23 protein-coding genes and 1 tRNA gene are annotated in these 23,443 nt (G+C 57.5%); 6 read left to right on the top strand and 18 right to left on the bottom strand.

The window, feature by feature from the left end:
* Positions 1-574 precede the first annotated feature (574 nt).
* From H4P35_RS24140 to H4P35_RS24075, 14 genes are all read right to left on the bottom strand, one after another.
* Positions 575-1,249 (bottom strand): uracil-DNA glycosylase, encoded by a 675-nt coding sequence (locus tag H4P35_RS24140; protein ID WP_226847268.1) that lies wholly within the window; start codon positions 1,247-1,249, stop codon positions 575-577.
* Positions 1,246-2,460, bottom strand: a complete 1,215-nt coding sequence (locus tag H4P35_RS24135; protein WP_226847267.1) for a nucleoside triphosphate pyrophosphohydrolase family protein — start codon at positions 2,458-2,460, stop codon at positions 1,246-1,248. Before H4P35_RS24135 ends, H4P35_RS24140 begins: the two co-directional genes overlap by 4 nt.
* Before the next feature lie 170 nt (positions 2,461-2,630).
* Positions 2,631-3,239 (bottom strand): hypothetical protein, encoded by a 609-nt coding sequence (locus H4P35_RS24130; RefSeq protein WP_226847265.1) that lies wholly within the window; start codon positions 3,237-3,239, stop codon positions 2,631-2,633.
* Positions 3,236-3,691 (bottom strand): hypothetical protein, encoded by a 456-nt coding sequence (locus H4P35_RS24125; RefSeq protein WP_226847263.1) that lies wholly within the window; start codon positions 3,689-3,691, stop codon positions 3,236-3,238. The genes H4P35_RS24130 and H4P35_RS24125 overlap by 4 nt, the downstream gene beginning before the upstream one ends.
* 202 nt (positions 3,692-3,893) lie before the next feature.
* The gene (locus tag H4P35_RS24120; RefSeq protein ID WP_226847262.1) at positions 3,894-4,127 is read right to left on the bottom strand and encodes an antitoxin VbhA family protein; all 234 of its coding nucleotides are present in this window, start codon (positions 4,125-4,127) and stop codon (positions 3,894-3,896) included.
* Positions 4,128-4,776: 649 nt separating this feature from the next.
* Positions 4,777-5,853 carry a type IV secretion system protein gene (locus H4P35_RS24115; protein ID WP_226847261.1) on the bottom strand — a complete coding sequence of 359 codons (1,077 nt, stop codon included), beginning with the start codon at positions 5,851-5,853 and terminating at the stop codon, positions 4,777-4,779.
* The gene (locus H4P35_RS24110) at positions 5,853-6,113 is read right to left on the bottom strand and encodes an EexN family lipoprotein (RefSeq protein WP_226847260.1); all 261 of its coding nucleotides are present in this window, start codon (positions 6,111-6,113) and stop codon (positions 5,853-5,855) included. Before H4P35_RS24110 ends, H4P35_RS24115 begins: the two co-directional genes overlap by 1 nt.
* Positions 6,110-6,589, bottom strand: coding sequence for a hypothetical protein (locus H4P35_RS24105; RefSeq protein ID WP_226847259.1), 480 nt, complete (start codon positions 6,587-6,589; stop codon positions 6,110-6,112). The genes H4P35_RS24110 and H4P35_RS24105 overlap by 4 nt, the downstream gene beginning before the upstream one ends.
* A 14-nt stretch (positions 6,590-6,603) precedes the next feature.
* On the bottom strand, positions 6,604-7,329 hold the full coding sequence (virB5, locus tag H4P35_RS24100; RefSeq protein ID WP_226847258.1) for a P-type DNA transfer protein VirB5: 726 nt from the start codon (positions 7,327-7,329) through the stop codon (positions 6,604-6,606).
* 257 nt (positions 7,330-7,586) lie between these two features.
* Positions 7,587-7,844: a hypothetical protein gene (locus H4P35_RS24095; RefSeq protein WP_226847257.1), complete on the bottom strand. Its 258-nt coding sequence runs from the start codon at positions 7,842-7,844 to the stop codon at positions 7,587-7,589.
* A 25-nt stretch (positions 7,845-7,869) separates the two neighbouring features.
* On the bottom strand, positions 7,870-8,865 hold the full coding sequence (locus H4P35_RS24090) for a relaxase/mobilization nuclease domain-containing protein (protein ID WP_226847256.1): 996 nt from the start codon (positions 8,863-8,865) through the stop codon (positions 7,870-7,872).
* On the bottom strand, positions 8,862-9,401 hold the full coding sequence (gene mobC, locus H4P35_RS24085) for a plasmid mobilization relaxosome protein MobC (protein ID WP_226847255.1): 540 nt from the start codon (positions 9,399-9,401) through the stop codon (positions 8,862-8,864). Before mobC ends, H4P35_RS24090 begins: the two co-directional genes overlap by 4 nt.
* Positions 9,398-10,408 (bottom strand): hypothetical protein, encoded by a 1,011-nt coding sequence (locus tag H4P35_RS24080; RefSeq protein ID WP_226847254.1) that lies wholly within the window; start codon positions 10,406-10,408, stop codon positions 9,398-9,400. The genes mobC and H4P35_RS24080 overlap by 4 nt, the downstream gene beginning before the upstream one ends.
* Complete coding sequence (locus H4P35_RS24075; RefSeq protein WP_226847253.1) at positions 10,405-10,632, bottom strand: hypothetical protein; 228 nt, start codon at positions 10,630-10,632, stop codon at positions 10,405-10,407. Before H4P35_RS24075 ends, H4P35_RS24080 begins: the two co-directional genes overlap by 4 nt.
* A gap of 466 nt (positions 10,633-11,098) precedes the next feature.
* Between H4P35_RS24075 and H4P35_RS24070 the strand changes: the two genes are divergently transcribed.
* Entirely contained in the window at positions 11,099-11,788 is a 690-nt protein-coding gene (locus H4P35_RS24070) for a metallophosphoesterase (protein WP_226847252.1), read from the top strand.
* 394 nt (positions 11,789-12,182) lie between these two features.
* The gene (locus H4P35_RS24065) at positions 12,183-14,390 is read left to right on the top strand and encodes an AAA family ATPase (RefSeq protein ID WP_226847251.1); all 2,208 of its coding nucleotides are present in this window, start codon (positions 12,183-12,185) and stop codon (positions 14,388-14,390) included.
* A gap of 202 nt (positions 14,391-14,592) precedes the next feature.
* On the opposite strand, the gene H4P35_RS24060 is transcribed toward H4P35_RS24065, so the two are convergent.
* The 4 genes from H4P35_RS24060 to H4P35_RS24045 form a co-directional block, all read right to left on the bottom strand.
* Positions 14,593-15,219, bottom strand: coding sequence for a hypothetical protein (locus H4P35_RS24060; RefSeq protein WP_226847250.1), 627 nt, complete (start codon positions 15,217-15,219; stop codon positions 14,593-14,595).
* A gap of 61 nt (positions 15,220-15,280) precedes the next feature.
* Positions 15,281-16,408 (bottom strand): site-specific integrase, encoded by a 1,128-nt coding sequence (locus H4P35_RS24055; protein ID WP_226847249.1) that lies wholly within the window; start codon positions 16,406-16,408, stop codon positions 15,281-15,283.
* Positions 16,409-16,542: 134 nt separating this feature from the next.
* Positions 16,543-16,627, bottom strand: a tRNA-Leu gene (locus H4P35_RS24050).
* 156 nt (positions 16,628-16,783) lie between these two features.
* A complete protein-coding gene (locus H4P35_RS24045) occupies positions 16,784-18,175 on the bottom strand; it encodes a uracil-xanthine permease family protein (RefSeq protein ID WP_226847248.1) in 1,392 nt (463 codons plus the stop codon).
* A gap of 208 nt (positions 18,176-18,383) precedes the next feature.
* Between H4P35_RS24045 and htpG the strand changes: the two genes are divergently transcribed.
* The 4 genes from htpG to H4P35_RS24025 all read left to right on the top strand — a co-directional run bounded on the left by htpG (position 18,384) and on the right by H4P35_RS24025 (position 23,428).
* Positions 18,384-20,282: a molecular chaperone HtpG gene (gene htpG / locus H4P35_RS24040; protein ID WP_226847247.1), complete on the top strand. Its 1,899-nt coding sequence runs from the start codon at positions 18,384-18,386 to the stop codon at positions 20,280-20,282.
* Positions 20,283-20,521: 239 nt separating this feature from the next.
* Positions 20,522-20,773, top strand: a complete 252-nt coding sequence (locus H4P35_RS24035) for a helix-turn-helix domain-containing protein (protein ID WP_056324848.1) — start codon at positions 20,522-20,524, stop codon at positions 20,771-20,773.
* The gene (locus H4P35_RS24030) at positions 20,770-22,035 is read left to right on the top strand and encodes a type II toxin-antitoxin system HipA family toxin (protein WP_226847246.1); all 1,266 of its coding nucleotides are present in this window, start codon (positions 20,770-20,772) and stop codon (positions 22,033-22,035) included. The genes H4P35_RS24035 and H4P35_RS24030 overlap by 4 nt, the downstream gene beginning before the upstream one ends.
* Positions 22,036-22,228: 193 nt before the next feature.
* Positions 22,229-23,428, top strand: a complete 1,200-nt coding sequence (locus tag H4P35_RS24025) for an MFS transporter (protein ID WP_226847245.1) — start codon at positions 22,229-22,231, stop codon at positions 23,426-23,428.
* Positions 23,429-23,443: the final 15 nt, after the last annotated feature.

Raw genomic sequence — 23,443 nt, 5'->3', positions numbered from 1 at the left:
AGCTTAGGGAGGGCGGGTGACGGAATGATGAATGTTGTGGGGCGTTTTCTTGACGGGTAAGAACGACCTGCGTCACCAATGTCCATGCCGCGCTCTGCAAGGACGCGTGTGAGTTCGACGTGTGTCTTATGGGGTTTTGGTGGTGAACGCGATATGCGGCCGTGGTTCTCGAACGCTGACACGATCGGGAAGCGGAGTTCGGCCAGCAGCTTGGTCAGGCCAGCGTCGTGGACAACAAGGTGTCGAAGGAGAATGCGCAGCGATGAGCGCTTTAATGCGCCACACGCATGGAATCTGTGGTGCCCGGGGCCGGAATCGAACCGGCACGCCTTGCGGCGGGGGATTTTGAGTCGGTGATTTACAGTGTTTCTACAGGGAAACGGGGCGAATTCTAGCGTAGGTTGAAATAGGTAAAACCAGTTTCAAATCAGTAGGTTAGCGTATTTTAGCTGAATTGGTGAGAACTGATCACTGTACCTGTACTGTACCTAAATTTCGGCACAGTACATCTGCGAGGCTATACACGTATTGCGAACTCGTTGGGGCTACTAGTCTTGGGGAGGACCTAACAAAATTAGAAAAGTACGCCTTGATCCCTCTTAGACTTGAAGTATTGGCAAGGAATGTCATACAGCTCGCTCATTCCATTACGAAAGTCCGTTACGCCACCATAGCTTGGGTGACGAATAGTTATAACTTCAAGCCCAAAGCGGCTTGAATACTGCGATGCATCTTGTCCGATAGCCACTATCCTGCGGATATTGAGCCACTTAATTAGTTTTTCGTTAAGGTCATCAACGAGCAAAAGCTCTCGGGCCGTAAACTTGCGATTGGAGAATGGATTATTTGGTTCGTGTGGATGGAAGGGAAAAACATTCCATAAGAGTGGTGGCAAAGTTAGAGATCGAAGAACCGACCAAATTTCAGAGGCGGTTCTCTCGGCCACGGCAGGGCCGAGCGTAGCCTGCTTGAAGTTCGTGCCTGGATAACGCTGAGTCATTTCAGGAAGATGGAACTCGTCCGTAAGCGCCAAGCCAGTACGACGGCCTCCACGGTAGCCGAGGTCGCGTCCCATCCATATGGTGTCTACACCCATACTTACTGCGGCTTTGAGATATCCCTTTAAGTTGCGACGGCGAGCGAAGGCAGCGTCCGCTCGGTCGTGAACAGCACAAACATCTGAATAGGGGTTAAATACGTTATCCAGCTTAAGTTCGGATAATGCATTCACGAAGGCAGTGGGAGTCATGGAGAACAAGCCTTGTTAGGAGCGGTGAAGGTCATCACATGGTTGCGGACATCCACGGTCACGACGCCCCCTCGATGCTCTTGTAGCTGACGAAAAACGTCGAAACCCTCCATTATAGCCTGTTCCCATTGCCAAAGCTGGCATTTTTCAACTTCGTAACCTTGTACCATGCTGCTGATCTGCTTTAGCAGAGCATAATCCAAGCCTCGGCTTTTATCGCCAGTATAAAAGCTCCTTTCTTTTGCGTGATTGAAAATCCACGTAGCAATGCCTTCCTCAATAATCATTGCACGGGCTCCATCCTCGTTCTCATCAACTCGTGGATTGGATTTTCGCTTTCTTTTTAGTAATCCACGAAGGACCGGAGACCATCCCAAAAACGCCAAATAAGCGAGATGAAAAACGTCGTGAAACCGGTAGTCATCAGGTTCATTGCTGTTATCGGTTAGGCGATCACCAATAAAAACATCATTAAGACTTTGAACCACATGGCCGCTTTCACGGGTGCCTCGTTCGATGAAGCTTATTTTTATCTCTGGAGGGAAACGTTCGTGTTCCGCGAATCCTTCGTCAAATGGTGCTGGGTAACTTCTCTCTTCTCCCGGCCATCGGCTCTTTATTTTTTTTATATTATTCCTGGCAACATCTTCTAGCCTCAAATTGAAACTTGCGCATGCAATGGCAAGTTCTGCGAGGTGCATGCCCACATGTTCTATATGAGTTGGATCAGGCATTTTTTGATAATCGGATAATTTATTTTTTGCCATCAACCCTGCCTGGTATGCAAGGCAACCAAGCTGAAGTGACCTATCAAGCGATCCTGGTGTGCGACGAATCTCAAGTAGGCTATCTATATGCCGAAAAGTTACTGGCTTGACTGCCTGTTGCAAAGACTCTTGGCCTCTTTCTCGCAGAATCTTGATGCATTGTTCACCTACCTGATCTCCATCGATGTTCAAAAAATTTGCGATGTTTATTAAATACCAAAGTGCGTCACCTAGTTCTTCACCTGCTAGCTCCGCCTCGGTGGAGGCAAGTTTGTCTCGCCCCGTTTTTTTTATGGCAGAAAGAAGCCCACCAATCTCACCAAAATAGCCAAATATGATCTTTTGAAAACCATCTTGGTCTTGCTTGAATTGATTGGTCGAAAAAGCCTTTGCCACGTAATCGGTGATTGACAGTGGTTCGGGCTGAGGAGAAAGCCTAGGCATAAAAATCTCTCTTATAAGAAAGGTTTTGCATCAGCAGTGCCGGCTGGTTAAGAGATGGCTCGGCTTTAAATTGGTTTTCTTTTTAGGCTTGACGATGATAGAAATTTTTAGAAATGGAAGTTCTGATGGGTAGGCTTGTCAAAAATACGCAGATTTGTGTAGAGGTCTATTTACCAGCAGGTTGGACGGCCAAGGTTTCCCCTTTCGGGAAGATTTGCAAACCAACGAGCTACTTCACTTCTAAATACTTCTGAATATCTGGAACGAAAAAACCTTCCATTGGGATATAGGTCGTCCCCATCAAGGACTCTGAGATGATCCGGTATTGGGGGGGCCCCTGCTCCCCAGTACACAAAGTCATTACTCACAAGAACATTTTCAGAGCCAAGATCTCTATCGAAGTTGGCTTTATTTAATTCGCCGCCTTCAAGACTGTGATGCGAATCTTCTTGGATCCATTGGCCTCTATCAAGATGGTAAATGTTGTCGCCAAAAGCAGCAGCTTTGCTTGAAGAAAAGCTTGCCTTTTTAACTGAGAAGCGCGGATCATCCCAGTACTGTTGAAAACTTAGCTTCGCGGTGACTCGCATGGCGAAAATCATTCTTTCTTCGAGATTTAGCGCTTTACTGCCAAAGCCAAAAACTAAATCTCCGACCTGTGCTCCTTCCCTAATTTGTGGTTTGCAGGTTGCAAGTGTGCAGACGCCATGAAACGGGTTGGGCGCGAACCCAAAGTCCCTTGACAGTTTGTACGAATAAATTCTTGGCATGGCGTTCATTGGCATTTGACGCGGGCGATTTTGCGTCCCTCGGGAGATTGCTTGGGTGCTTCCCATATTTCTTCACCGCCTAACGCTTCAGGTAGCTGTGGGCTGCCAACACACACCAGTGCTGTGGCTAATTCGTCAAAAATTTGAGGAATGGATTTGACGTCCTCCACAACAGCAATAATCTTTCCTCCTGATGCTCTTGCACACTCAGCCGCCCCAGTTATGCTCTCTGGGGTCTTTTGAGGAATCAAGAAGATGCAAATTTCTGCATTAGCAATGCATTCTTTTACTTCGGCATTTACGTTTTCGAGATTTCCTGCTTGCGCTGCCTCTGCTATCTCTAGATCCGCAGCAGACACACATACATCAAATCCCTTTTTTTGAAGTTCCTCGGTAACAGTAGGAACTGCTCCCTTCAAACCCTCGGTGTAGACAACACATGCTTTTCTTTGCGTGGCCATGTTTACTCCTTTTTAGGTAGAAATTTCGATGCGGCGTTTAATTGATGAATACAAACTCTCGAAATGGCTGGGGGCTGAATGAGTAGCTTTGAAAGACAGTAGGGAGCTAGAACAAGCCTTAGCCTAGTTTTCAGTTGCGTGTGTACTACGTTAGCCGGCGACAGCCTATCCTGCACTAGTCCCCAAATCCTAAATTTCTTCGTCATGACGAAGACTTTGGGAGTGCTAATGCGTCAGCGCGCGGCTGCACGAACTCTTGCAGGCTTATCTGACCATCAACGAAACGCTGAGCGTGGGCCTCATCTGCTTCACTGAGCGAGAAACCTTCTAAACCGACGGAGGCCCGCGCATAGTTAACTGCCGATTGCCGGCGGCTGCGTTCGATATCCGATATGGTTTTTTGGGGCTGTTGCCTGCATTTACCCTTGCCAGCCATGGTGTCTCCTTGCCGTAGGTAACTCGATCTTACAAGAAGTATGGGTAATTTGGTTTAAGTACGCGCAGCCACAGAGGTGGTGCGCTGAAATTGTCTTGTTTTACCTGCTATGGACGCCAATATCGGCTGCGCACTAGCCGTAGTTTCCAAAGAGGCTTTGCCTCTCTGGACTCTCCACCCTCGCCGGCGGGAGCCTCGGGAGCAGGGGTTGCGGGCCCTTGGCCCGGAACTCCTGCCCCCGGGCATAGCGTGGGGCGCTCCTGCCGCGTCAAGGGGCCGTGTCCTCGCCCTGTGGGCTGCGGGCCGCACCAACCCCTTGACCCGTCATCCGCCTGATAGCACCGCTACTGACGCCGTTTGGCTGGAAGAGGTGTCAAGGGCGGGACCGGAAGCCGCAGCCCGAAGCGGAGCGTAGGGAACGGGTGAGGATACCGGGCGCAGCCTTTACCCTTGACCCGTCTGGAGGCCGTGCAGCCTGTGGCAAGGGGTAGGGACAAGGCGAAGCCGCCGGGCCTGCCCCGGCAGCCAGTCCGGCAAGATCGGACGCGGGATGCAACCGAAGAGGTTGCCCAAGCGAAGCGCGGAGTTTCGCCGCTAGAAATGAAAGGGCCTCGCTGAAAGCGAGGCCAATGCAGGGACAGATGGCAGGCTATTCGCCTTTGACTGAGCCGCCTGTAGCCGGCCCCCAGTTTTTGCCCATGTTCTGCAAGACGTGTTGCCGGTACGCTGGGTTCCACATTGTGTTGCCTGCTGCGAGATGATTGAGCCGGCCCCCGGTGACCATCATGCCGCTTTGCATGTCGCGGCGAGTTGTTTGACGGTTCAGAACTTGAGTAACGGGGGATGCGGCGGCCTGGCTGACTTGCCTAAGCGTGATACCCGCCGAGGACACGCCTCCGGCCAGGTGCGATGCTGCCTCATATGCGCGTTGCAGCAAGAACAAGGTGACGCCCGTGACGATCAGGATTTCAAGCATTGTGGCAATAGGATGGTCAGTGGTGACGGCCAAAACTTTGGCCGTAAGTGCACTGAAAAACTTCATGCCCATGCCGAGAACCGTTGTCACCAAGGCGATTTGCATGATGTAGGTCATCACTTGGCCAAACCAGCTATCAAACCATTTCGCGGTGACGGGGAACATCAGCATGGCGATGAAGAACGGACCGATGCCAAGCATGAGAGTGAGCATGATTTTGGCCACGATCACCATTGCCCCCGCCGGAATGGCAATGATGAGCGTGGCGGCGTAGATGATTAGGGCGTTAAGCAGGTCCCAAAACACCATGCCAATCTCATACCAGCGCCGTTTTCCCATCTTGTCGAGCATATCGCCGCCGATCTGGAAACCATCGGACACCGCCTTATCGAGCACCTGATAAACCGAGGTTGCGGATGTACTGCTGCCGGATGCCGAGAAGGCGTCAGCGACGCCCGTTTCCAGGCCGCGCAATGCCTCGACAACCCACGATAGGTATGTCGGGGCGCTCATTGCCAAGCCGCCTATGACAATGAACTTCCCGCAAGTCTTCATGAAGTTTGAGGCCGGCGCTTCTACGTATCCGAAGATGATGGCGAAGCCCATCATCACGAACGTCAGCATGCCACCGTAGATGAAGATTTCGGTGAACATGGAAATGACATTGCCCGACGTCACCTGAACAAACGCGTTCAGCGTCATGTCGATGCTTTCGCCCATCCATTCAAAGATATTAGATTCAATAGCCACTATTTGCCCCCTTCGAGCACATTGATTGGCTCATGCTTTGTGTATCCGCGCTTCCCAACCGTTAGATGGTTCTGGGCGGTGATGGCATTTATGCAGTTCGGTGATGCGTCCGACTCGCCAGGGTTATTCCGGCACTTGGAAACCATCGCAGTGCGCTCGGCATCGTGCGCTTTGTACCAATCCACGGTTTGGACCGTCGTGGCCTGATCGCAGCCGGCGAGCGCTGTCGCGACAAATAGAGAGAGAACGGTCCTTTTCATTTCCGCATCTCCCGTGCGTTGACTTCGATGGTTCGGCCGCCGGTGTCTCGGCCCTCATGCTGTTGCAATACGCCTAGCGCATGGGCGAGCTCGGCCGCGTCGATGATGCGTAGCGCCGCAACTGTCCGCAGCGCGCTTTCACGCGTGCCCGCCCAGCTACCTGCGAATCGCCCGCCCGAGTCGCGCAGAACGAACACGCAGCCACCGAGGCAGGACAGCGAGAGCACGACGGCCATCCATGACGACGTCGGCACTGATTGGCCGGGCAGGACAACCCCGGACCAGTCCACCGCTGCGATCAGGAAGGGGAGGATGGCGAACGTTGCAGCCAGAATGTCACCTTGAACAAGCGAAGGCGCGCGACGGCCGACTTCACGCGTGAACCCAAGGCGGTCAATGCACTGCCACCACCGCCGCATGAAAAGGAGCGTGAAAAAGCAAATTGCCAAAACAGGGACGTGAATGTAGGAAATCATGGGCTTGTCTCCTCTTATTTATCCAACAGTTTGAAAGGCTGATGCTTCGTGTATTCACGATTCGCCAGCACTTTCGCGTTGATTTCACGTTGCCGCTGTTCCTGCAATCGATCTTCGGCTGCCGCGACCATCTGGTACATCTGTAGCTTGGTCTGCTCGTTCTGAATCATGGCCTGCTCGGCCGCGATTCGACCCTGCAGTTCGGCAATGGCTTTCGGGTCCTGTGTCCGGTTGATCTGCTGCATCAACAGGTCGATTTGGCTAAGGCGGTTTTTCGCCGCATCGTAGGCGTCGAGCGCAAACGCTTTGTCTTGCGCGCCTTTGACAGCCTGCGCTTCGCAGTTCATGCGCTGCTCGTTCGAGGTAAAGCCGGCGCATGCGTCATATGCCTTGTTGTCGTTGTAGATGGATTCAGCCCGCCCGCTCAGACCGGCATAGCCGCCTGATTTCACGCTGTCATAGACCCCTTGCCAGTCTTGCGGCAGGTAGTCACGCAGCTGCGCGTTGTTGAACAGTTCGCCCATGCCGCGCGCGCCAGTGACCGCAGCGTATTGCTGCTTCATCTGATCAATCTGGCTGACCATCTGGTCGTATTGCATCTTCCACTTCGCCATCGTTTCGATCTGGTTTTCCACGCTCTTGGCGATGGAGGCGCCATCTGTCACGGGGATTTGTGCGAAGGCGGCCGACGACGCGGCAATGCCGACGGCCAGAATGCAAGAGGCTGATAGTTTCTTCATGTTCGCCACTCCTGAGAGGTTGAGGGCGAACGTAGGACCGTGCTGTCCGGTCTGTCGGTCTGTTCAGGGACCGCGCCCAGTACGACAAAGCGTTCTTGGGGCGACTAAGCGGCCGATCTACTCTCGGCGGTCGGAACCCTTCTTTTCGGGTCGGCGCCCGGTACGCTAGGCGTCCTTGGGGCGGTGCAACGTTCGTTGTGGTTAAAGGTACAACCGAAGTTGATTGTACTTACGGTTAATGCAAAGTAGTTTCCCGATTACGGCCACCACGTGCGACGGTCAATGATGATGCGGTCCGACAGGTACGAGATGTTCGCCAGTTCCGCCAAGGCCATTTCTACTGTTCGGAACCGGTACGGTCGGCCCTTGTCGTCCATGACGCGGTGCTCTGTAGTGCCGTCCTGCACGGCCAAGGCAAAGCCCTTCCAGTAGTGCGCATACAGAATGACCTGTACGTCACCAGTGCGCGCTGGATCATCGCAGTAGTCTTGCAGGGCGTCGTAGCGTAAAGCCATCTTATGGTCCTTCTTGCGCAATCAATCAACGGCTCAGGTCGCCAGTGTCTGGATGGTTGGTCCCATCCAGTCGATGGGCGTCCTTGGCCACTTCTGTGCTGCTCTGGCTACGCTGTGGGACCTGTAGCGCCTTGTCCTTCGAGGGATCAAGGAACCGGACAATTTCCAGGGCAAGCGATTTGTCCTCTATGTCACCAGCAGCCAAGGCTTTCGCAATGTGCCCGTAGCCATTCCTGATGGCACGTGAAACGCCAGAAAGTCCGCGTTGTTCCCGCTCGGCCGCTTTGGTGCTCTTGTCACGCTTGGCGGCATGTCGCGTCGCCTGCTTGACCGTAGTGTGCGTGTTAGACCGTGCCCTACGCGGCGTCGCGTTGGCTTCGATGCCTTGTTCGCGCAGCGCCTCGGCGAAGCGCTCCCGCCAGCGTTGCAGGTCCGCTTTTCGTGGGTTGAGCCGGCTGCCGTCGAGACCCAGCGCCTTAACGCAAAGGTGGCCGTGGGGATGGGCTTCATCGTCATGGATGGCGAAGACATACGCGTGGTTGGCGCCGAACTCCGTTTTTGCGAATGCACGGATAGCGTCATTGACTCCGCGGCGGTCGGTGCCGGGTGGCATGGACAGCACGATATTGAACGTTTCGCGGCGCGAGCCGTTATCAGGCAACCCGTACTGGCCGCTTTTCCATTCGTCGCGCACGTCCTGCACTGCCTCACGGCCAAGGATGATTTCACCGTCTTCGTTCTCCAACGCTACCAGGCCGTTGCGCGATATGTAGTCGAGGTGCGCTTTCACCTGCGCGATGCCTTTGCCGCCGCCGGAGATCTTCACCATGACTTCGGGCGCTTTGCCAGTGGTCAGCATCAACTTGTCACGGACTCGAGCGCTGCCGGTCAGCAGCAGAGGCTTAGAGGGTGGCGAAGTGCGTGATCGCGTCACCGTGCGCTTTACGCCTTGGCTGGTGACGGGCTTGGTATAGATGCGTTCGCCCCAGTCCTTCAAAATTCCGTCAATGACCAGACTCATTCCAGCCTCCAGCGGTCAATGTTGGCGCGCATGATGTCTGCCACCCGCGCGGTGTGGGTTTTGATATGACGGGTCAGTGTGTCGATACGCTCAGCGGTCACCACCGTCTCCAGTGCGCGTCCCGCGTTCATATGTCGGGCGATCTGGTTCAGGTTGCGGCCGATGGCGAGCAACCTCGAATTCGATTCGCCGAGCGTCCGTAGCTCTGTCATGCCGAACTGCGGTTCGCCACTGAGATTGGCCCGTATCAAGTGGATGACCCAGCGATTGGCTGACATGCCCTGCTGCAAGGCTAGTGCTTCGATACGGGCATATTCCGTCTCAGTCAGGCGGAGTTCCAAGCGGCGACGCGAAGTGTCGGGCTGCTCATGTGTTGATGGAGTGGGCGAAGTGTCCGTTGCCGAACCGTTGAGAAGGCGGACAATGATCTGCCGCAGGCCGTCGCTGGGCGTGCTGCCTTGTCGAAGACAAAGTGCCTGCCAACGCTGCTTCAGATCACCATCCAGGCGGATGCTGAGTGTGGTCTTGCGCGTCATTTCGGCATCCTCGTGTGCAGCTCCAGTTGGGCTTTGATTTCTTGAAGCCGGGCTTGAGATTCAGCTTTGCTGAGTGGTGCTGATTCCGAAGCACGCGACATATCTTGGGTCGCTGCCAGGCGTTCCCTTCTGGTTGCTATCGGGATGCCAGCAGACGGCACGAATCCCCCTGTGCGGTGGCGTTCAAGGATTCCTTTGAAATAGGCGACCTTTGTCTTTCTGATGGTTCCGGGTGTCTTGATGGCTCCGTCCAGCTCGTCAAGCAATGCTTGCGCATCAACTGATTGGACGTCGGTAAGCAAGTTTTGGATCGACAGTTTCTCAGCGGGGACCAGCGCGGTAGGGTACTGAAGACCGTCGTCGGTTCTCGTTGTAGTAGTAGGGTTATAGATAGGGTTAGTGTTAGTAGTAGTGTTACCCGGCCCCCTGCCCATACCCTCCAGATAGGCTGTCGCTGGGGTATGCCCGTTGCTAATTGATTGATTTCTATGGATGTCTTTTGGTTCGGCCGGAATGGACGTCCGGCCGTCGTCGGGTCCCGCATAGGGTGTCGATAGCCTATATGGACCGTATCCAAGGGCTTTGGCTACCGTATTGCGCAGCGGATCCTCAGTAGGCAGTCGATCGATAAAGTCATTCACGTAAGCGTCACGCCAGCCTTGGGGCAGTGCCGCTATTTGCTCGAGTGTCTTTTTCCTAAGGGTCGTTGCCACTGCCATCTTGGCGGAGTTGTGGTCCCACCAATCTTTGATCCAGATGTAATTCGCCTGCGGGTCAAAATCCAAGATGCCAGCATCGATGAGACGACGCATCACTGGCATTAGTTGTGAATCAGGGTCCCAGCCCATTTCTGAGGCTGCAACGCGAATGACGATTTCATAGGCGCCGATGACATTGCTGAATGGCGAGGTCAGGAAGTAGAACAGCGCATAGCGGTCTTCGACCGTGCAGCCTGACAGGCGATTTGAGCGCCATATCTGGTCGTTGATGGTTCTTTGTCGACTCATGCGCGAGGCCCTCGCGTAGCGGCCTCTGCGGGCGTGATTTCATCGTCTGCCGGCTGTTCCAGATTCAGGGCTTCCGTGACCTGCAACGTCCGAAAATAAACGCGGCGGCCGACCCGCAGCATGGCTGGTTTCAGCTTGCGTGAAAATTCTGTATCGGTATAAAGCGCCACGCGGACGCCATCGGGAGATCGACCTAGCAAGGTGGCGACGTCAACGATGCTCATCAACGGTCCAAACCGTCCCAACAAATATTCTCCAGTAGTCATTCATATGCCTCACAAGTTCACCGTAGGTAATGCCAGTCTTTACCGTGAAGGCATGGTTGTCAAACTTAAGTCGTTGATTTTAAAGACCAAAATACGGTGTCTATGAAAACCAAGATTAGGCATCGCCAAATGCCAAGATATGGCACATTGGTTTTCTTGCGATGAAGCGATCAAGAAAAATAAACCTAGAAATCATGGGCTTAGGCGTGGTCAGAGATGTGCTCTGATTTCGGCGTCTGAAGCGTCGGTGGACAGGGAGAAATTTTGTGGAAAATTACCAACGATGTGAGCATGCTCACGCTGTTGGCTTCGCATTCGAAGTGATGGCACTAGGGTCAGCGGATTACGTGTCACGCTGTCGTGAAGAGCCAAGTATCATGGGGCATGCATGACAAGTCGTTAGGGAGCTATATGGAACCTTGGAATGACGTCCGGTAATGTCCGGGTCCGGCGCTTTCAATTGAATGCCCGCGGCCGTGATTTTGCGGTGGGTGACATCCACGGTCATTTTGGTCGGCTTGAGGTCGCGCTGGCTGCCGTAAGGTTCTCGCCAGAAAAGGACCGATTGTTTTCCGTAGGGGACCTTGTAGACCGAGGCCCTGAATCGGCCGATGTTCTGAAATGGTTGGAGCGCCCGTGGTTTCACGCAGTCTGTGGGAATCACGACCTGATGACGTGGCGACGGGCGATGGGCAATCCGATTCCGGCCGTTGATCATCGCGTCCACGGCGGTGGATGGTTGGATGCTTGCGTTGCTGGTGTTCGTGAACGCATTGCGGCCTGCTTGAGCGCTTTGCCGCTGGCTATCGAGGTGGAAACGCCAAGTGGCGTGGTCGGTATGGTTCACGCCGACTTTCCCTATGACGATTGGCAGGCCATTCATGGCGCTAGTTTCAGTCCGGAGGATGTGGATGCCTGCCTATGGTCCGTAGACCGCTATCGAATGCAGTATTCCCAGCCTGTCCGCAATGTCCGTGCGGTGGTCCATGGGCATATGACGCTACGCAAGCCTGCGCAGCTTGGGAATGTTTACTACATCGATACAGGTGGATGGCAGGATGGGGGGAGGTTTACGTTGCTGGACTTGCATACGCTTAAGTCCTGGCCGCGCTAATTTCATTCTGCCACCTCTGGAATACATCGCGTAGCCTTTAAAGGCCCAGCAAACGGGCAGTTCAGAGCAGTGTCTGATATAGAAAAAAATAGGTTCATCACCGATTTCCGGAAAAGGCTTCTCGCCTGACGTTTTCGAGACTGCACCGTAGCCGCCAGCCCGAGGACCTGATGCCCTTGCGCGCCACTCTGTCGCGCGTAGGCGAGGGTGATTCGTTCCGGAAGACATACGGCCGAGTTCGGCCAAGAGCGCTCCTTCGCATTTGTCATAGGGCCGGGTATTTGGGTTTTTGAACTCCCTATATTTCTCCGATTGGCATCTCGAGATAACATTTCATTACAGAAGCCAGCTAAGATAGTTCAGCACTATTTTTGAAATAAGGAATTAGCGTTCCATGATCGAATCATTGAGCATTTCGAAAACTGCTACCTACGGCATCGCACCACAGGTTCTCGACCGTCTCGCTCGATTCAATTTCATTTTCGGCACTAATGGTGCTGGCAAAACCACTATCACAAGAGTGATCGCCAGTCCGGAGGATCATCCGAGTTGCGCTATTGCGTGGAAGAAAGGGACTCGCTTAGAGCCGATGGTCTACAACCGCGACTTCGTCGATCGCAACTTCAATGCAGCCCCCCGACTCAAGGGAATCTTTACTTTAGGCGAGCAGGATATCGCCAACCTCGATGCAATTGCGGCGAAGAAGACTGAGCTCGATGGCTTTGTCCGAAACATTGAGCAATTGACCAACACGCTGCAAGGACAAGATCAGAAGTCGGGAAAGAAAGGCGAGCTCGCCGAGTTGGAGAGCCATATCAAGGACAAGTGCTGGGAGCAAAAACAGAGGCATGACGAAGCTTTCAGGGACGCATTTACCGGCGCACGCAATAGCTCGGAGCGGTTCAAGGAGCGCGTTCTGACAGAGTTGGTATCGAATAGCGCCGAGTTGAAATCGTTGGACTACCTCAGGGACAAGGCGAAGACGGTGTTTGGGGCAACGCCCGTCATTGAGACGGCCATTCCAGAGCTAGGCTCTGCCGATATCGTCAGCCATGAGTCGAATCCGATACTCGCAAAGAAGGTGATTGGCAAGGAGGATGTGGACATCGCCGAGTTGATCCAGCGGCTGGGCAACAGCGACTGGGTCAAACAGGGGCAGCGGTTCTACGAGCGGAGCAGGCCTACTTGCCCGTTCTGCCAACAAAAAGTGCAGGAGAGTTTCGAGGCCAGCCTGTCGAGCTACTTTGACGAGTCTTTCGCGAAACACACCAAGGCCATCGCCGATCTGCAAAGCGCATACGCCCGGGACGCTGACGCCCTGCGTGTCAAGTTGAAAGCGGTTGTGGACGGCGGCTCTCGGTTCATGGATATGGAGGCGTTCGAGGCCGAGCGCTCCGCAATCGAGGCGCGCCTAGCAACCAACGCGCTGTTGCTGGTGAATAAGGCCAAGGAGCCGAGCCTGCCCGTCCACATCGAGCCAATGTCCGAGCTGCTGGCCACCGCCTCCAAGCTAATCGCGAACGCCAACGCGGCCGTGAGAGCTCACAACGAGATCACAAAGAACATAAGCAAAGAGCGAGCGGACTTGACCAAGCAGGTCTGGAAGTACATTTTGGAGGTCGAGCTCAGAACCGAGTTGGCTGCTTACACGGGCAAGCGCAACGGCCTCAACGCGGCCATAGTCAAGCTGGAGAGCCAAATTCAAGAGGCTGTCGCTTTGAGGGCGGCTAAGGCGAAGGAGATCAAGGAGTTGGAAAGGGCGGCGACGAGCATCGAGCCGACCATCGAGGGCATCAACGGCTTGCTGAATTCCTTCGGGTTTCGGAACTTCACCATCGCTAAGGCCGACGACGGCCCGTTCTACAAGCTGGTGAGGGCCGATGGGAGCGACGCCAAAGACTCGCTGAGCGAGGGGGAGCGCTCGTTCGTCACCTTCCTCTACTTCTTCCATCTACTCAAAGGCAGCGAGAGCGAGAGCGGCATGACCGCCGACCGCGTGGTGGTATTCGACGATCCAGTATCGAGTATGGACAGCGACGTCTTGTTCATCGTCAGTAGCCTAATTAAGTCGCTCTTCGAGCCAGTGCGAAAGAATGTGGGCGGGATCAAGCAGATTTTCGTGCTAACCCATAATGTCTACTTCCACAAGGAGGTGACCTATACCTCTGACAGAAGCGATGACACCAAGGTCGGAGAGCGCAGCTACTGGGCGGTGCGGAAGGAACCTAGCGGCACCACAGTCGAGCGCCATGCATCAAATCCAATAAAGACCTCATACGATTTGCTTTGGGAGGAGTTGCGCCGTCCGCAGAAGTCACCGTTGACCGTGCAGAACACCATGCGGCGCATCTTGGAGAACTACTTCAAGATTCTTGGAAGAATGGACTTCGACAAGATTTGCGACCAGTTCGATGGGCTGCAAAAAGCCAAGTGCCGGTCCCTATTCGCCTGGGTCAACGACGGCTCGCACTTCTCGCACGACGATGCTTTTTACACTTTCGACCAAGCCTCCATTGAAACCTATATGGAAATTTTCAAGCAGATTTTTGAGAAAAGCGGCCAGTTGGCACACTATGAAATGATGATGCTCGGATCAAACTAGTTCGGCGGGGCTAGGGCTGCTTTTCCACTGAGACCATAAGAAAGCGCAAGGATTTTTAGAACTCTTTTGCGTATTTGCATCGATTAGACTCCTTCGGGTCGTTCTGTGAACCCCAGCCACCCCGCAGACCGGCGTAGAACCAAAGAAAAGGCCCTTCACGCTTAGGCGAAAGGCCCTTTCGTTTTGGAGTGGTTCAGGGTTGTTATCCGCGCTTGAACAGGCGCTCGTGCATCCATCCATCGTTGGTCAGGATGACAGCCGCCTTACCCGGGATATCTCCCTGCGTCTGTTCCGCAAAGTTCTTGTAATTGGCACGCATGCCTTCCGATTTGGCCCAGTCATCTGCACCTTCTACCTTGTAGCGGTAGTTCACCTGCGACAGCTTTACGCCCATCATGTCGCTGGGTTCAGTGAAGTTGCTCACTTCCACAACGGTGTACTTGCCGGTGCAGAAGGCATCTTGTCCAGCCATCGTATTGGCACCATTGGCGACGAGGAATTTCTTGCCGGTGTCAGTGATTTGGTACTCGGTGGCCGGCTCCATCTTGTTGCCAAACATGGCTTTGACTTCGGTGTCTCGCTTCGTCAGCAGCCCGGCATCGACCAGCGCGTCGGCGCGCTTCTTGTTCTGACCGCCCAGCATGTCTTGATTCGCCAGGGTGAACGGCAAGCCCTTAGCAGGAATCGCAGCGCATAGACCCTTTTGAGTGTCCAGGTATGCCTGTATGGCCTTGCTGAAGTTGCTCTTGTTGGCGTCTTTGGCGCTGCCGCACGCGGCAAGGGTAAGGGCAAGGCTGCTGATAGCGACGATCTTGATAGCGGTATGCAAAACTAGCTTCCTCCGTAGGTTAAGACAATCGGTTATTCATTATGGCAACGCGATGGAGCGATTATGCGTTGTTCTCTGTCTGGGAGTCGGCCTCACTCCGTTGTTTAGAAGTGGACGGCGCGCGACCCGCGAGGCGGTCCAGCTTCTGCACCAGGTCTTCGGCCCGCAGGTGCGTATAGCGCTTGAGCATCTGCATCGACTTGTGGCCGCTGATGGCCGATACCTCCTGATCGCTCAAGCCGGCTTCCACGAACCGGCTGACAGCCTCGTGCCGCAGGTCGTGAAAGCGAAAGTCTTCAAGGCCCGCTGCTCGCTTGGCATCGGTCCACGCTTTGTCGAAGAGGTAGGGGCGGCGTATGCCATCCCGGCCGGGTTCGCCGAAGAATACCAATTCCGTTTCAGCAGGACGCACTGGGTTGGCAAGCGCCTCGGTGAACACGCGCGTTGCCTCGGCAGTCAGCGGGACGGTACGAGGCGAAGAGTTCTTGGTGTGCTCCAGCCGCACGACGCGCCGCTCGATGTCCACTTGCCGAATACGCAGCGTCGCAATTTCAGACAGCCGCATGCCGGTCTGGACGGCAATGCGGACGATCCATCCGAACATCGGGTTCGAGTGCTTATCGACGGCTTGCAGCAGGCGGGTCTGTTCTTCGGGAGTCAATCGCCGGTTGCGGCCCGAGCCGGGGGCCGGGCGGCGAATGTTGGACACGGGATTGAAGGGCAGGCCGATGCCCCATTCTTTGATCGCGACGGTGAACAGGTGGCCCAGCAGTGCCAGTTCCAAGCGTACCGTGTTGTTACTGCGAGGCCGTAGCTTGCCATTCTTGTCCGGGTCGCCGGCCAGTCGCATGTCACGGAACTGCGCCACGATCTCGGCGTTCAGGGCGGCCAGCGAATATTTGCCAAGATGCCGGATGATGACCTGTGCCTTCTTGTGTTCGCCGGCTTGGGTGGAGGCCCGCTTGGTGGGAGTGACTTCCTTGAGGTAGCGGGTCAGTGCCGCTTCGACGGTCATGCGCTCAGCCGGCGCTCGCTGGATGTATACGCCGCGTACCATTTCGTCTTCGGTACGGCGCGCCCAGTCTTCGGCGTCCCGCTTGGTGCGGAACGTCTTGGCCGTGGTCGGCCAGCCTGTCTTGCGAATGAGGGCTTTCCAAGTGCCCGAGGAAGTCTTAACGATCGTAGCCATGAGTACTCCGTATGAGGCTAGCGCCGCATCACTGTACCGAAACTGTACCTGACCACAATTTTAGGAAAATCCCCCGGTGCGGGGCTTGTACTGCGAAATCTTCTAATGGCTTGAATCATCAGAAGATTTGGGGATGGTGCCCGGGGCCGGAATCGAACCGGCACGCCTTGCGGCGGGGGATTTTGAGTCCCCTGCGTCTACCAATTTCACCACCCGGGCTAGGGGGTCGCGAGCGCGTCCAGGTGACGGCTGCGGGAGATGCGAAGACCGCGATTATATGCGGTCTTTGGCATCTTGTCAGGCGAGGGCCGGGCGGCCCTGCCGTTCAGGGGCTGGCCGGGGGCAGCATACCCCCGACACGCAACCCATCGATCCTTACTTCTTCTCAGGCAGGAACCAGTTCATCACCAGCGCGCAGATCCCGCCGGTGGCGACGCCCGATTCCAGCACGCTCTTCACCGAGTGCGGCAGGTGCGACAGGATTTCCGGCACTTGCGACACCCCCAATCCCAGAGCCAAAGACACGGCGATGATGAGCAGCGCGCGGCGATCCAGCTGGATTCCCGCCAGGATATTGATCCCGGACGCGGCCACCGCGCCGAACATCACCATCGCAGCGCCGCCAAGGACGGGTTCGGGCACGGCTTGCAGCACGCCGGCCACGACCGGGAACAGACCCAGCAGGATCAGCATGCCGGCAATCCACACGCCGACGTGGCGGCTGGCGATGCCGGTCAGCTGGATGACGCCGTTGTTCTGCGCGAATACCGAGCTGGGGAACGTGTTGAACACGCCGGCCAGTAGCGAATTCGCGCCGTTGACCAGGACGCCGCCTTTGATGCGTTGCATCCACAGGGGGCCTTCAACCGGCTGCTTCGATACCTTGCTGGTGGCGGTGACGTCGCCGATGGCTTCCAGGGACGTGACCAGGTAGATGATCAGCATCGGCACGAACAAGGCCCACGAGAAGCCCAGGCCGAAGTGCAGGGGGACCGGCACCTGGAAGAGGGCGGCTTCGCGGGCGCCGGTGAAGTCCAGGCGGCCCATGTAGGCGGCGGCGATGTAGCCGACGGCCAGTGCCAGCACCAGCGCGGTGCTGCGGATCCAGACGACCGGGACGCGGTTGAGCAGGATGATGGTGCCCAGGACGAGGCCGGACAGGGTCAGGTTCTCGGCGCTGGCGAAGGTGCCGTTGGCCATGGCGCCGAAGCCGCCGCCCATGCTGATGAGGCCGACCTTGATGAGGGTCAGGCCGATCAGCAGCACGACGATGCCGGTGACGAGCGGGGTGATGAGGCGTTTGACGAAGGGCAGGATGCGGCTGATGCCCATTTCGACGAAGGAGCCTGCGATGACGACGCCGAAGATGGCCGCCATGACGGCTTCGATGGGCGTGCCTTGCTTGACCATGACCGAGCCGCCGGCGATCAGCGGGCCCACGAAGTTGAAGCTGGTGCCCTGCACGATGAGCAGGCCGGCGCCCAGGGGCCCGAAGCGCTTGCACTGGACGTACGTTGCGATGCCGGAGATGACCAGCGACATGGAAACGATCAGGGTGGTGTCGCGGCTGCTGACGCCCAGCGCCTGGCAGATGAGCAGGCCGGGGGTGACGATGGGGACTAGGATCGCCAACAGGTGCTGCAGGGCGGCGACGAAGGCGACGGGCGGCGCGGGGCGGTCGTCGGGGCCGTAGACCAGGTCGTGGGGGGCGTCGGCGTCGTCGAGCACACCGTGGGGGGCGGGTTGGGAGAGGGAGGCGGGTTGCATGGCGGGAGGGCCGGCCGGGGAGGGGGAGGTAAGAAAAGTGCGGGATTTTACCGGGGCCAGCCGGTTGTCAGGTTGCAGGGCCGCCACCCCGGCCTTGAAAAGTTCCCATTGGCCCCCACATCAGTAGGGTTTCCCGGCGCCTGCGCAGGCGCATCGCCCTAGCCGCCGGATATTTGTCCCTAATTTATTTTCCGAGCCACGTAGAACTATGAGCCAAACCGCCACGAATTCCGCGTCCGAAACCCTGGGGTTCCAGGCCGAGGTGAAGCAGCTGCTTCATCTGATGATCCATTCGCTGTACAGCAACAAGGAGATCTTCCTGCGCGAGCTGGTGTCGAACGCGTCGGACGCCTGCGACAAGCTGCGCTTCGAGGCCATCGACCAGCCGGAATTGCTGGAAGGCAACGGCGAACTGGCCATCACGGTCAGCTACGACAAGGCCGCCCGCACGATCACGATTTCTGACAATGGCATCGGCCTGTCGCGCGACGAGGCGGTGGCCAACCTGGGCACGATCGCCCGCTCGGGCACGCGCGAGTTCTTCTCGCAGCTGACCGGCGACAAGCAGAAGGATGCGCAGCTCATCGGCCAGTTCGGCGTGGGCTTTTATTCGTCGTTCATCGTGGCGGACAAGGTCACGGTGGTGAGCCGCCGCGCCGGTTCGACGGAAGCGATCCAGTGGGAATCGGACGGCCAAGGCGAGTTCACGATTGCCGCCGCTGAAAAGGCCGGCCGCGGCACGGACGTGACGCTGCACCTGCGCGCCGACGAGGACGAGCTGCTGAACGGCTGGAAGCTGCGCGAGATCCTGCGCCGCTACTCCGACCACATCTCGCTGCCGATCCGCATGGCCAAGGAAGAGTGGGATCAAGAGAAGGGCGAGCAGGTCAAGACCGACGAACTGGAGACGGTGAACCAGGCGAATGCGCTGTGGGCCCGCAACAAGTCCGACGTGACGGAAGAGCAGTACCGCGAGTTCTACAAGACCGTTTCGCACGACTACGACGACCCGCTGGCCTGGACGCACAATCGCGTCGAAGGCCGCAGCGAGTACACGCAGTTGCTGTACGTGCCCAAGCACGCGCCCATGGACATGTGGGACCGCGACGGCCGCCACGGCGTGAAGCTGTACGTCAAGCGCGTCTTCATCATGGACGATGCCGATCAACTGCTGCCGTCGTACCTGCGCTTTGTGCGCGGCGTGATCGATTCGGCGGACCTGCCGCTGAACGTGTCGCGCGAAATCCTGCAGGAAAGCCGCGACGTGCGCGCCATCCGCGAGGGCTCGGCCAAGCGCATCCTGTCGCTGCTGGAAGACCTGGCCGAGAACAAGCCGGAAGACTACGCAACGTTCTGGTCGGAGTTCGGCCAGGTGCTGAAGGAAGGCGCGGGCGAAGACGCGGCCAACCTGGAGCGCATTGCCAAGCTGATGCGTTTTGCGTCGACGAACTCGGGCGATCAGGCGCAGACGGTGTCGTTTGCCGACTACGTGTCGCGCATGAAGGAAGGCCAGGACAAGATCTACTACGTTACGGCCGACACGTTCGCCGCGGCCAGCAACAGCCCGCATCTGGAAATCTTCCGCAAGAAGGGCATCGAGGTCCTGCTGCTGTCGGATCGCGTTGACGAATGGATGCTGTCGTACCTGCGTGAATTCGACGGCAAGTCGTTGGTGTCGGTGGCCAAGGGCGGCCTCGATCTGGCAGAACTGGCCGACGAGGAAGAAAAGAAGCACCAGGCCGAAGTGGCCGAGGACTTCAAGCCGCTGGTCGAGCGCCTGCAAAAGACGCTGGAAGACCAGGTCAAGGAAGTGCGCGTGACGCTGCGCCTGGTGGATTCGCCGGCGTGCGTGGTGGTGGGCCAGAACGAGCTCAGCCCGCACCTGCTGCGCATGCTGAAGGCCGCGGGCCAGGAAGCGCCGAACGTGAAGCCGGTGCTGGAGATCAACCCCGAGCACCCGCTGCTGGCGCGTATCCGTTCGGCTGACGACAGCGAGTTCGATCAGTGGGCGCGTCTGCTGCTGGATCAGGCGCTGCTGGCCGAGGGCGCGCAGATTGCGGACCCGGCGGCGTTCGTGAAGCGCTTGAACGCGTTGCTGTTGAAGTAAGCGCGTTGGGGTGAATGTAGGGCGTCCGGGAGGACGCCCTTTTTGTTTGTAGGGGGCTTTGCTTCCCGATCGGTAATTTTTGTGGCCGAGGCGTGCAAAACAGGCTGAAAAATTCCCGATCGGTAATATCAATGCGTTTTTCTTTGAATATTTTGCAAAAACTTCCCGATCGGGAAAAACAAGACCCAAATGCGCTCAAACCTAGCTAAAATTCCCGAACGGTAAAAATGGAGGTGGCGATGGCTTCGAACGTCGACGCGTTTCCCGTGACGGTGCAAACCTCGGCCGAAGTGGGCGAACTGGTAAGAGCCGTCCGGCGGTCCCAGGGGTTGCTGCAAGCGGATCTGGCTGGCCTGTCCGGGACCGGCAATCGCTTCGTGGTGGACCTGGAGCGAGGCAAGCCGACGCTGCAGTTGCAGAAGGTGTTGGATGCGCTGGATCTGCTCGGGCTGGAGGTGCAGATCGCACCCAAGCGCGCGAGGCTGCCATGAGCAACGTAGACGCGCTCGATCTCTACCGGGATGGCCAGAAGGTCGGGCGCCTGTTCGACGAGCAGCCCCTGCGCTTCGCGTATGACGACGCGTGGATCGCGCACCCGGACGCCCGTCCAATCTCGCCGTCGATACCGCTTGTGCAAGGTGATCAATCCACTGAAGCCGTCCACGCCTTCTTCGAGAACCTGCTGCCCGAAGGCCACGTGCGCAAGTTTCTGCAAGCCAGCCGGCATGCGACGACGGTGTTCGGATTGCTGCGCAGCGTCGGCGGCGACACCGCGAGCGGTTTGACGATTTTGCCGCAGGGGGAAGTTCCTCAGCCCGCCAAGTATCGACCCGTGACTTGGCCGGAAATCGCTGCGCGTCTGCAGCAAACGGGCGTGCCGGCGCTGGTGGCCGAGAACGTTGAAGGCACGCGGATCTCGCTCGCGGGGGCGCAGGACAAGCTTCTGCTGACGGTCATGCCTGACGGTTCGCCCGCACTGCCGCAGGGTGCGGCCCCCTCCACTCACATCCTCAAGCCGGATATCCGCGGACTGGATGGGGTGTGGGCATCGGCCCTGAACGAGGCGCTGGTCATGCAACTGGCGGCAGCACTTGGGTTGGGCGTTGCGCGAGCAGTTTACCAACCGGAAACGCGCGCGTGTCTGATTCAGCGTTACGACCGCATGCCGGACGGACTGGGCGGTTTACGGCGACTGCATCAGCTGGACCTGTGCCAGTTGGCGGGCAGGCCTTCGAACGTGAAGTACGAATCGGATGGCGGTCCGACGCTGTTGGATTGCCGCAAGTTGCTGGCGGCGACGGGTGTCGGTGGTCCGGACGTAAAGCGATTTTTGCAGTGGATTCTGTTCAACCTGATGGTGGGCAACAACGACAGCCACGCAAAGAATCTCTCCGTGCTTCTGGATGGCGACGGGAAATACGTCCTTGCGCCGTTCTACGACCTGATGTGCACGGCGATTTACCCTGGGTTGAGCGCGCGGTTCGCGTTTTCCATTGGCGGGAAGGACAAACCGGGCGCCGTTGGCAAGGATCAACTCGATGCCATGGCGAGCGATCTGGGATTTAACCCGCGCTATGTTGCCGCCGTGGCGGAATCGCTTCTCGGAGCATTGCCGGACGCGCTGGCCCAGGTCAAGGCTCGTTTGTGGGACGAAGCACGGTTGGGAACAGAACGGACGCTTCTGGAGCGGCTGACGCGATGGATCACGACCAACACGCGCAAGCACGCAAAGCGCTGGGGACTGCATCCCTGACGGCGCGCCCAGGTGCCGGGTTCGACATCCGCTGATTAATGACCTGAAGTCAAAAGTGTTTGCCCGCCAGACGCCTTTTTCTGCAAGGATCCGGCGGTCATACTGCACGCCTGTCTATCCGATGCGCCGGCCATTTCAGGCCGGGCGCGCCCCAGGAACGTCCTGCCGGCGCCGTCGAACCCAAGGAACTTGCATGAATCCCCAAGAAACCCAGCCGGTTAAGGCCGGCCCGCCGTTGTTGGCGCTTGCCGTCGGTGCGTTTGGCATCGGCGTGACCGAGTTTTCTCCCATGGGCCTGTTGCCCGTCATCGCCGAGGGGGTGAACGTGTCCATCCCCAGCGCGGGCATGCTGGTCAGCGCCTACGCCATCGGCGTCATGATCGGCGCGCCGCTGATGACGCTGGCGTTCTCGCGCTGGTCGCGGCGCAAGGCGCTGATCCTGCTGATGGCGATCTTCACCATCGGCAACATCCTGTCGGCGCTGTCGCCCAACTACACGACGCTGTTGCTGGCCCGCCTGGTGACCAGCCTGAACCACGGTGCGTTCTTTGGCCTGGGTTCGCTGGTGGCCGCCAGTGTGGTGCCGCGCCACAAGCAGGCCAGCGCGGTCGCGACGATGTTCATGGGGCTGACCATCGCCAACGTGGGCGGGGTGCCGGCCGCGACGTGGCTGGGGCAGACGATCGGTTGGCGGATGTCGTTCTTTGCGACGGCGGTGCTGGGCCTGATCGCAATGCTGTCGCTGTGGCTGGCGCTGCCTGCGGGTGAGGCCGGGCGTCGTCCCAACGTGCGTCATGAACTGGCGGTGCTGCGCAGCCCCGCCGTGTTGCTGGCCCTGCTGACGACGGTGCTGGGCGCGGGGGCGATGTTCACGCTGTACACATACATCGCGCCGACGCTGGCCGAGATCACGGGCGCGTCGCCGGCTTTCGTGACGGGCATGCTGGTGCTGATCGGTCTGGGCTTCACGCTGGGCAACGGCGTGGGGGGGCGCATGGCCGACCGCTCGCTCGATGGCACGTTGATTTTCTTCCTGGTGCTGGTGATTGCGGACCTGCTGGCGTTCCCGTGGTTGGCCTCGACGCCGGTCGGCGCGGCGATCTCGCTCTTGATCTTCGGCATCGCGACGTTCGCGGTGGTGCCGCCGCTGCAAATGGGCGTGATGCGCGCCGCGACGGATGCGCCGGGGCTGGCCTCGTCAATGAACGTGGGCGCGTTCAACCTGGGCAACGCGGTGGGCGCGGCGGCCGGGGGCGCGGTGATCTCGGCGGGCATGGGCTACGCGGCGGTGCCAATTGCCGGTGCGCTGATTGCAACGGCTGGCCTGGCGCTGGTGCTGGTGCAGCGCGCGGGTAATGTGCGCCGGCGTAAGGTGGCGATGCAGGGCTGCTGAGGTTATCCATGGCCG

The sequence above is a fragment of the Achromobacter sp. 77 genome, assembly GCF_020541125.1.
In the GTDB taxonomy this organism is placed as follows: domain Bacteria; phylum Pseudomonadota; class Gammaproteobacteria; order Burkholderiales; family Burkholderiaceae_B; genus Achromobacter; species Achromobacter mucicolens.
Note: the sequence above shows the minus strand (reverse complement) of the source record. Positions and strands in the feature narration are given on the sequence as shown.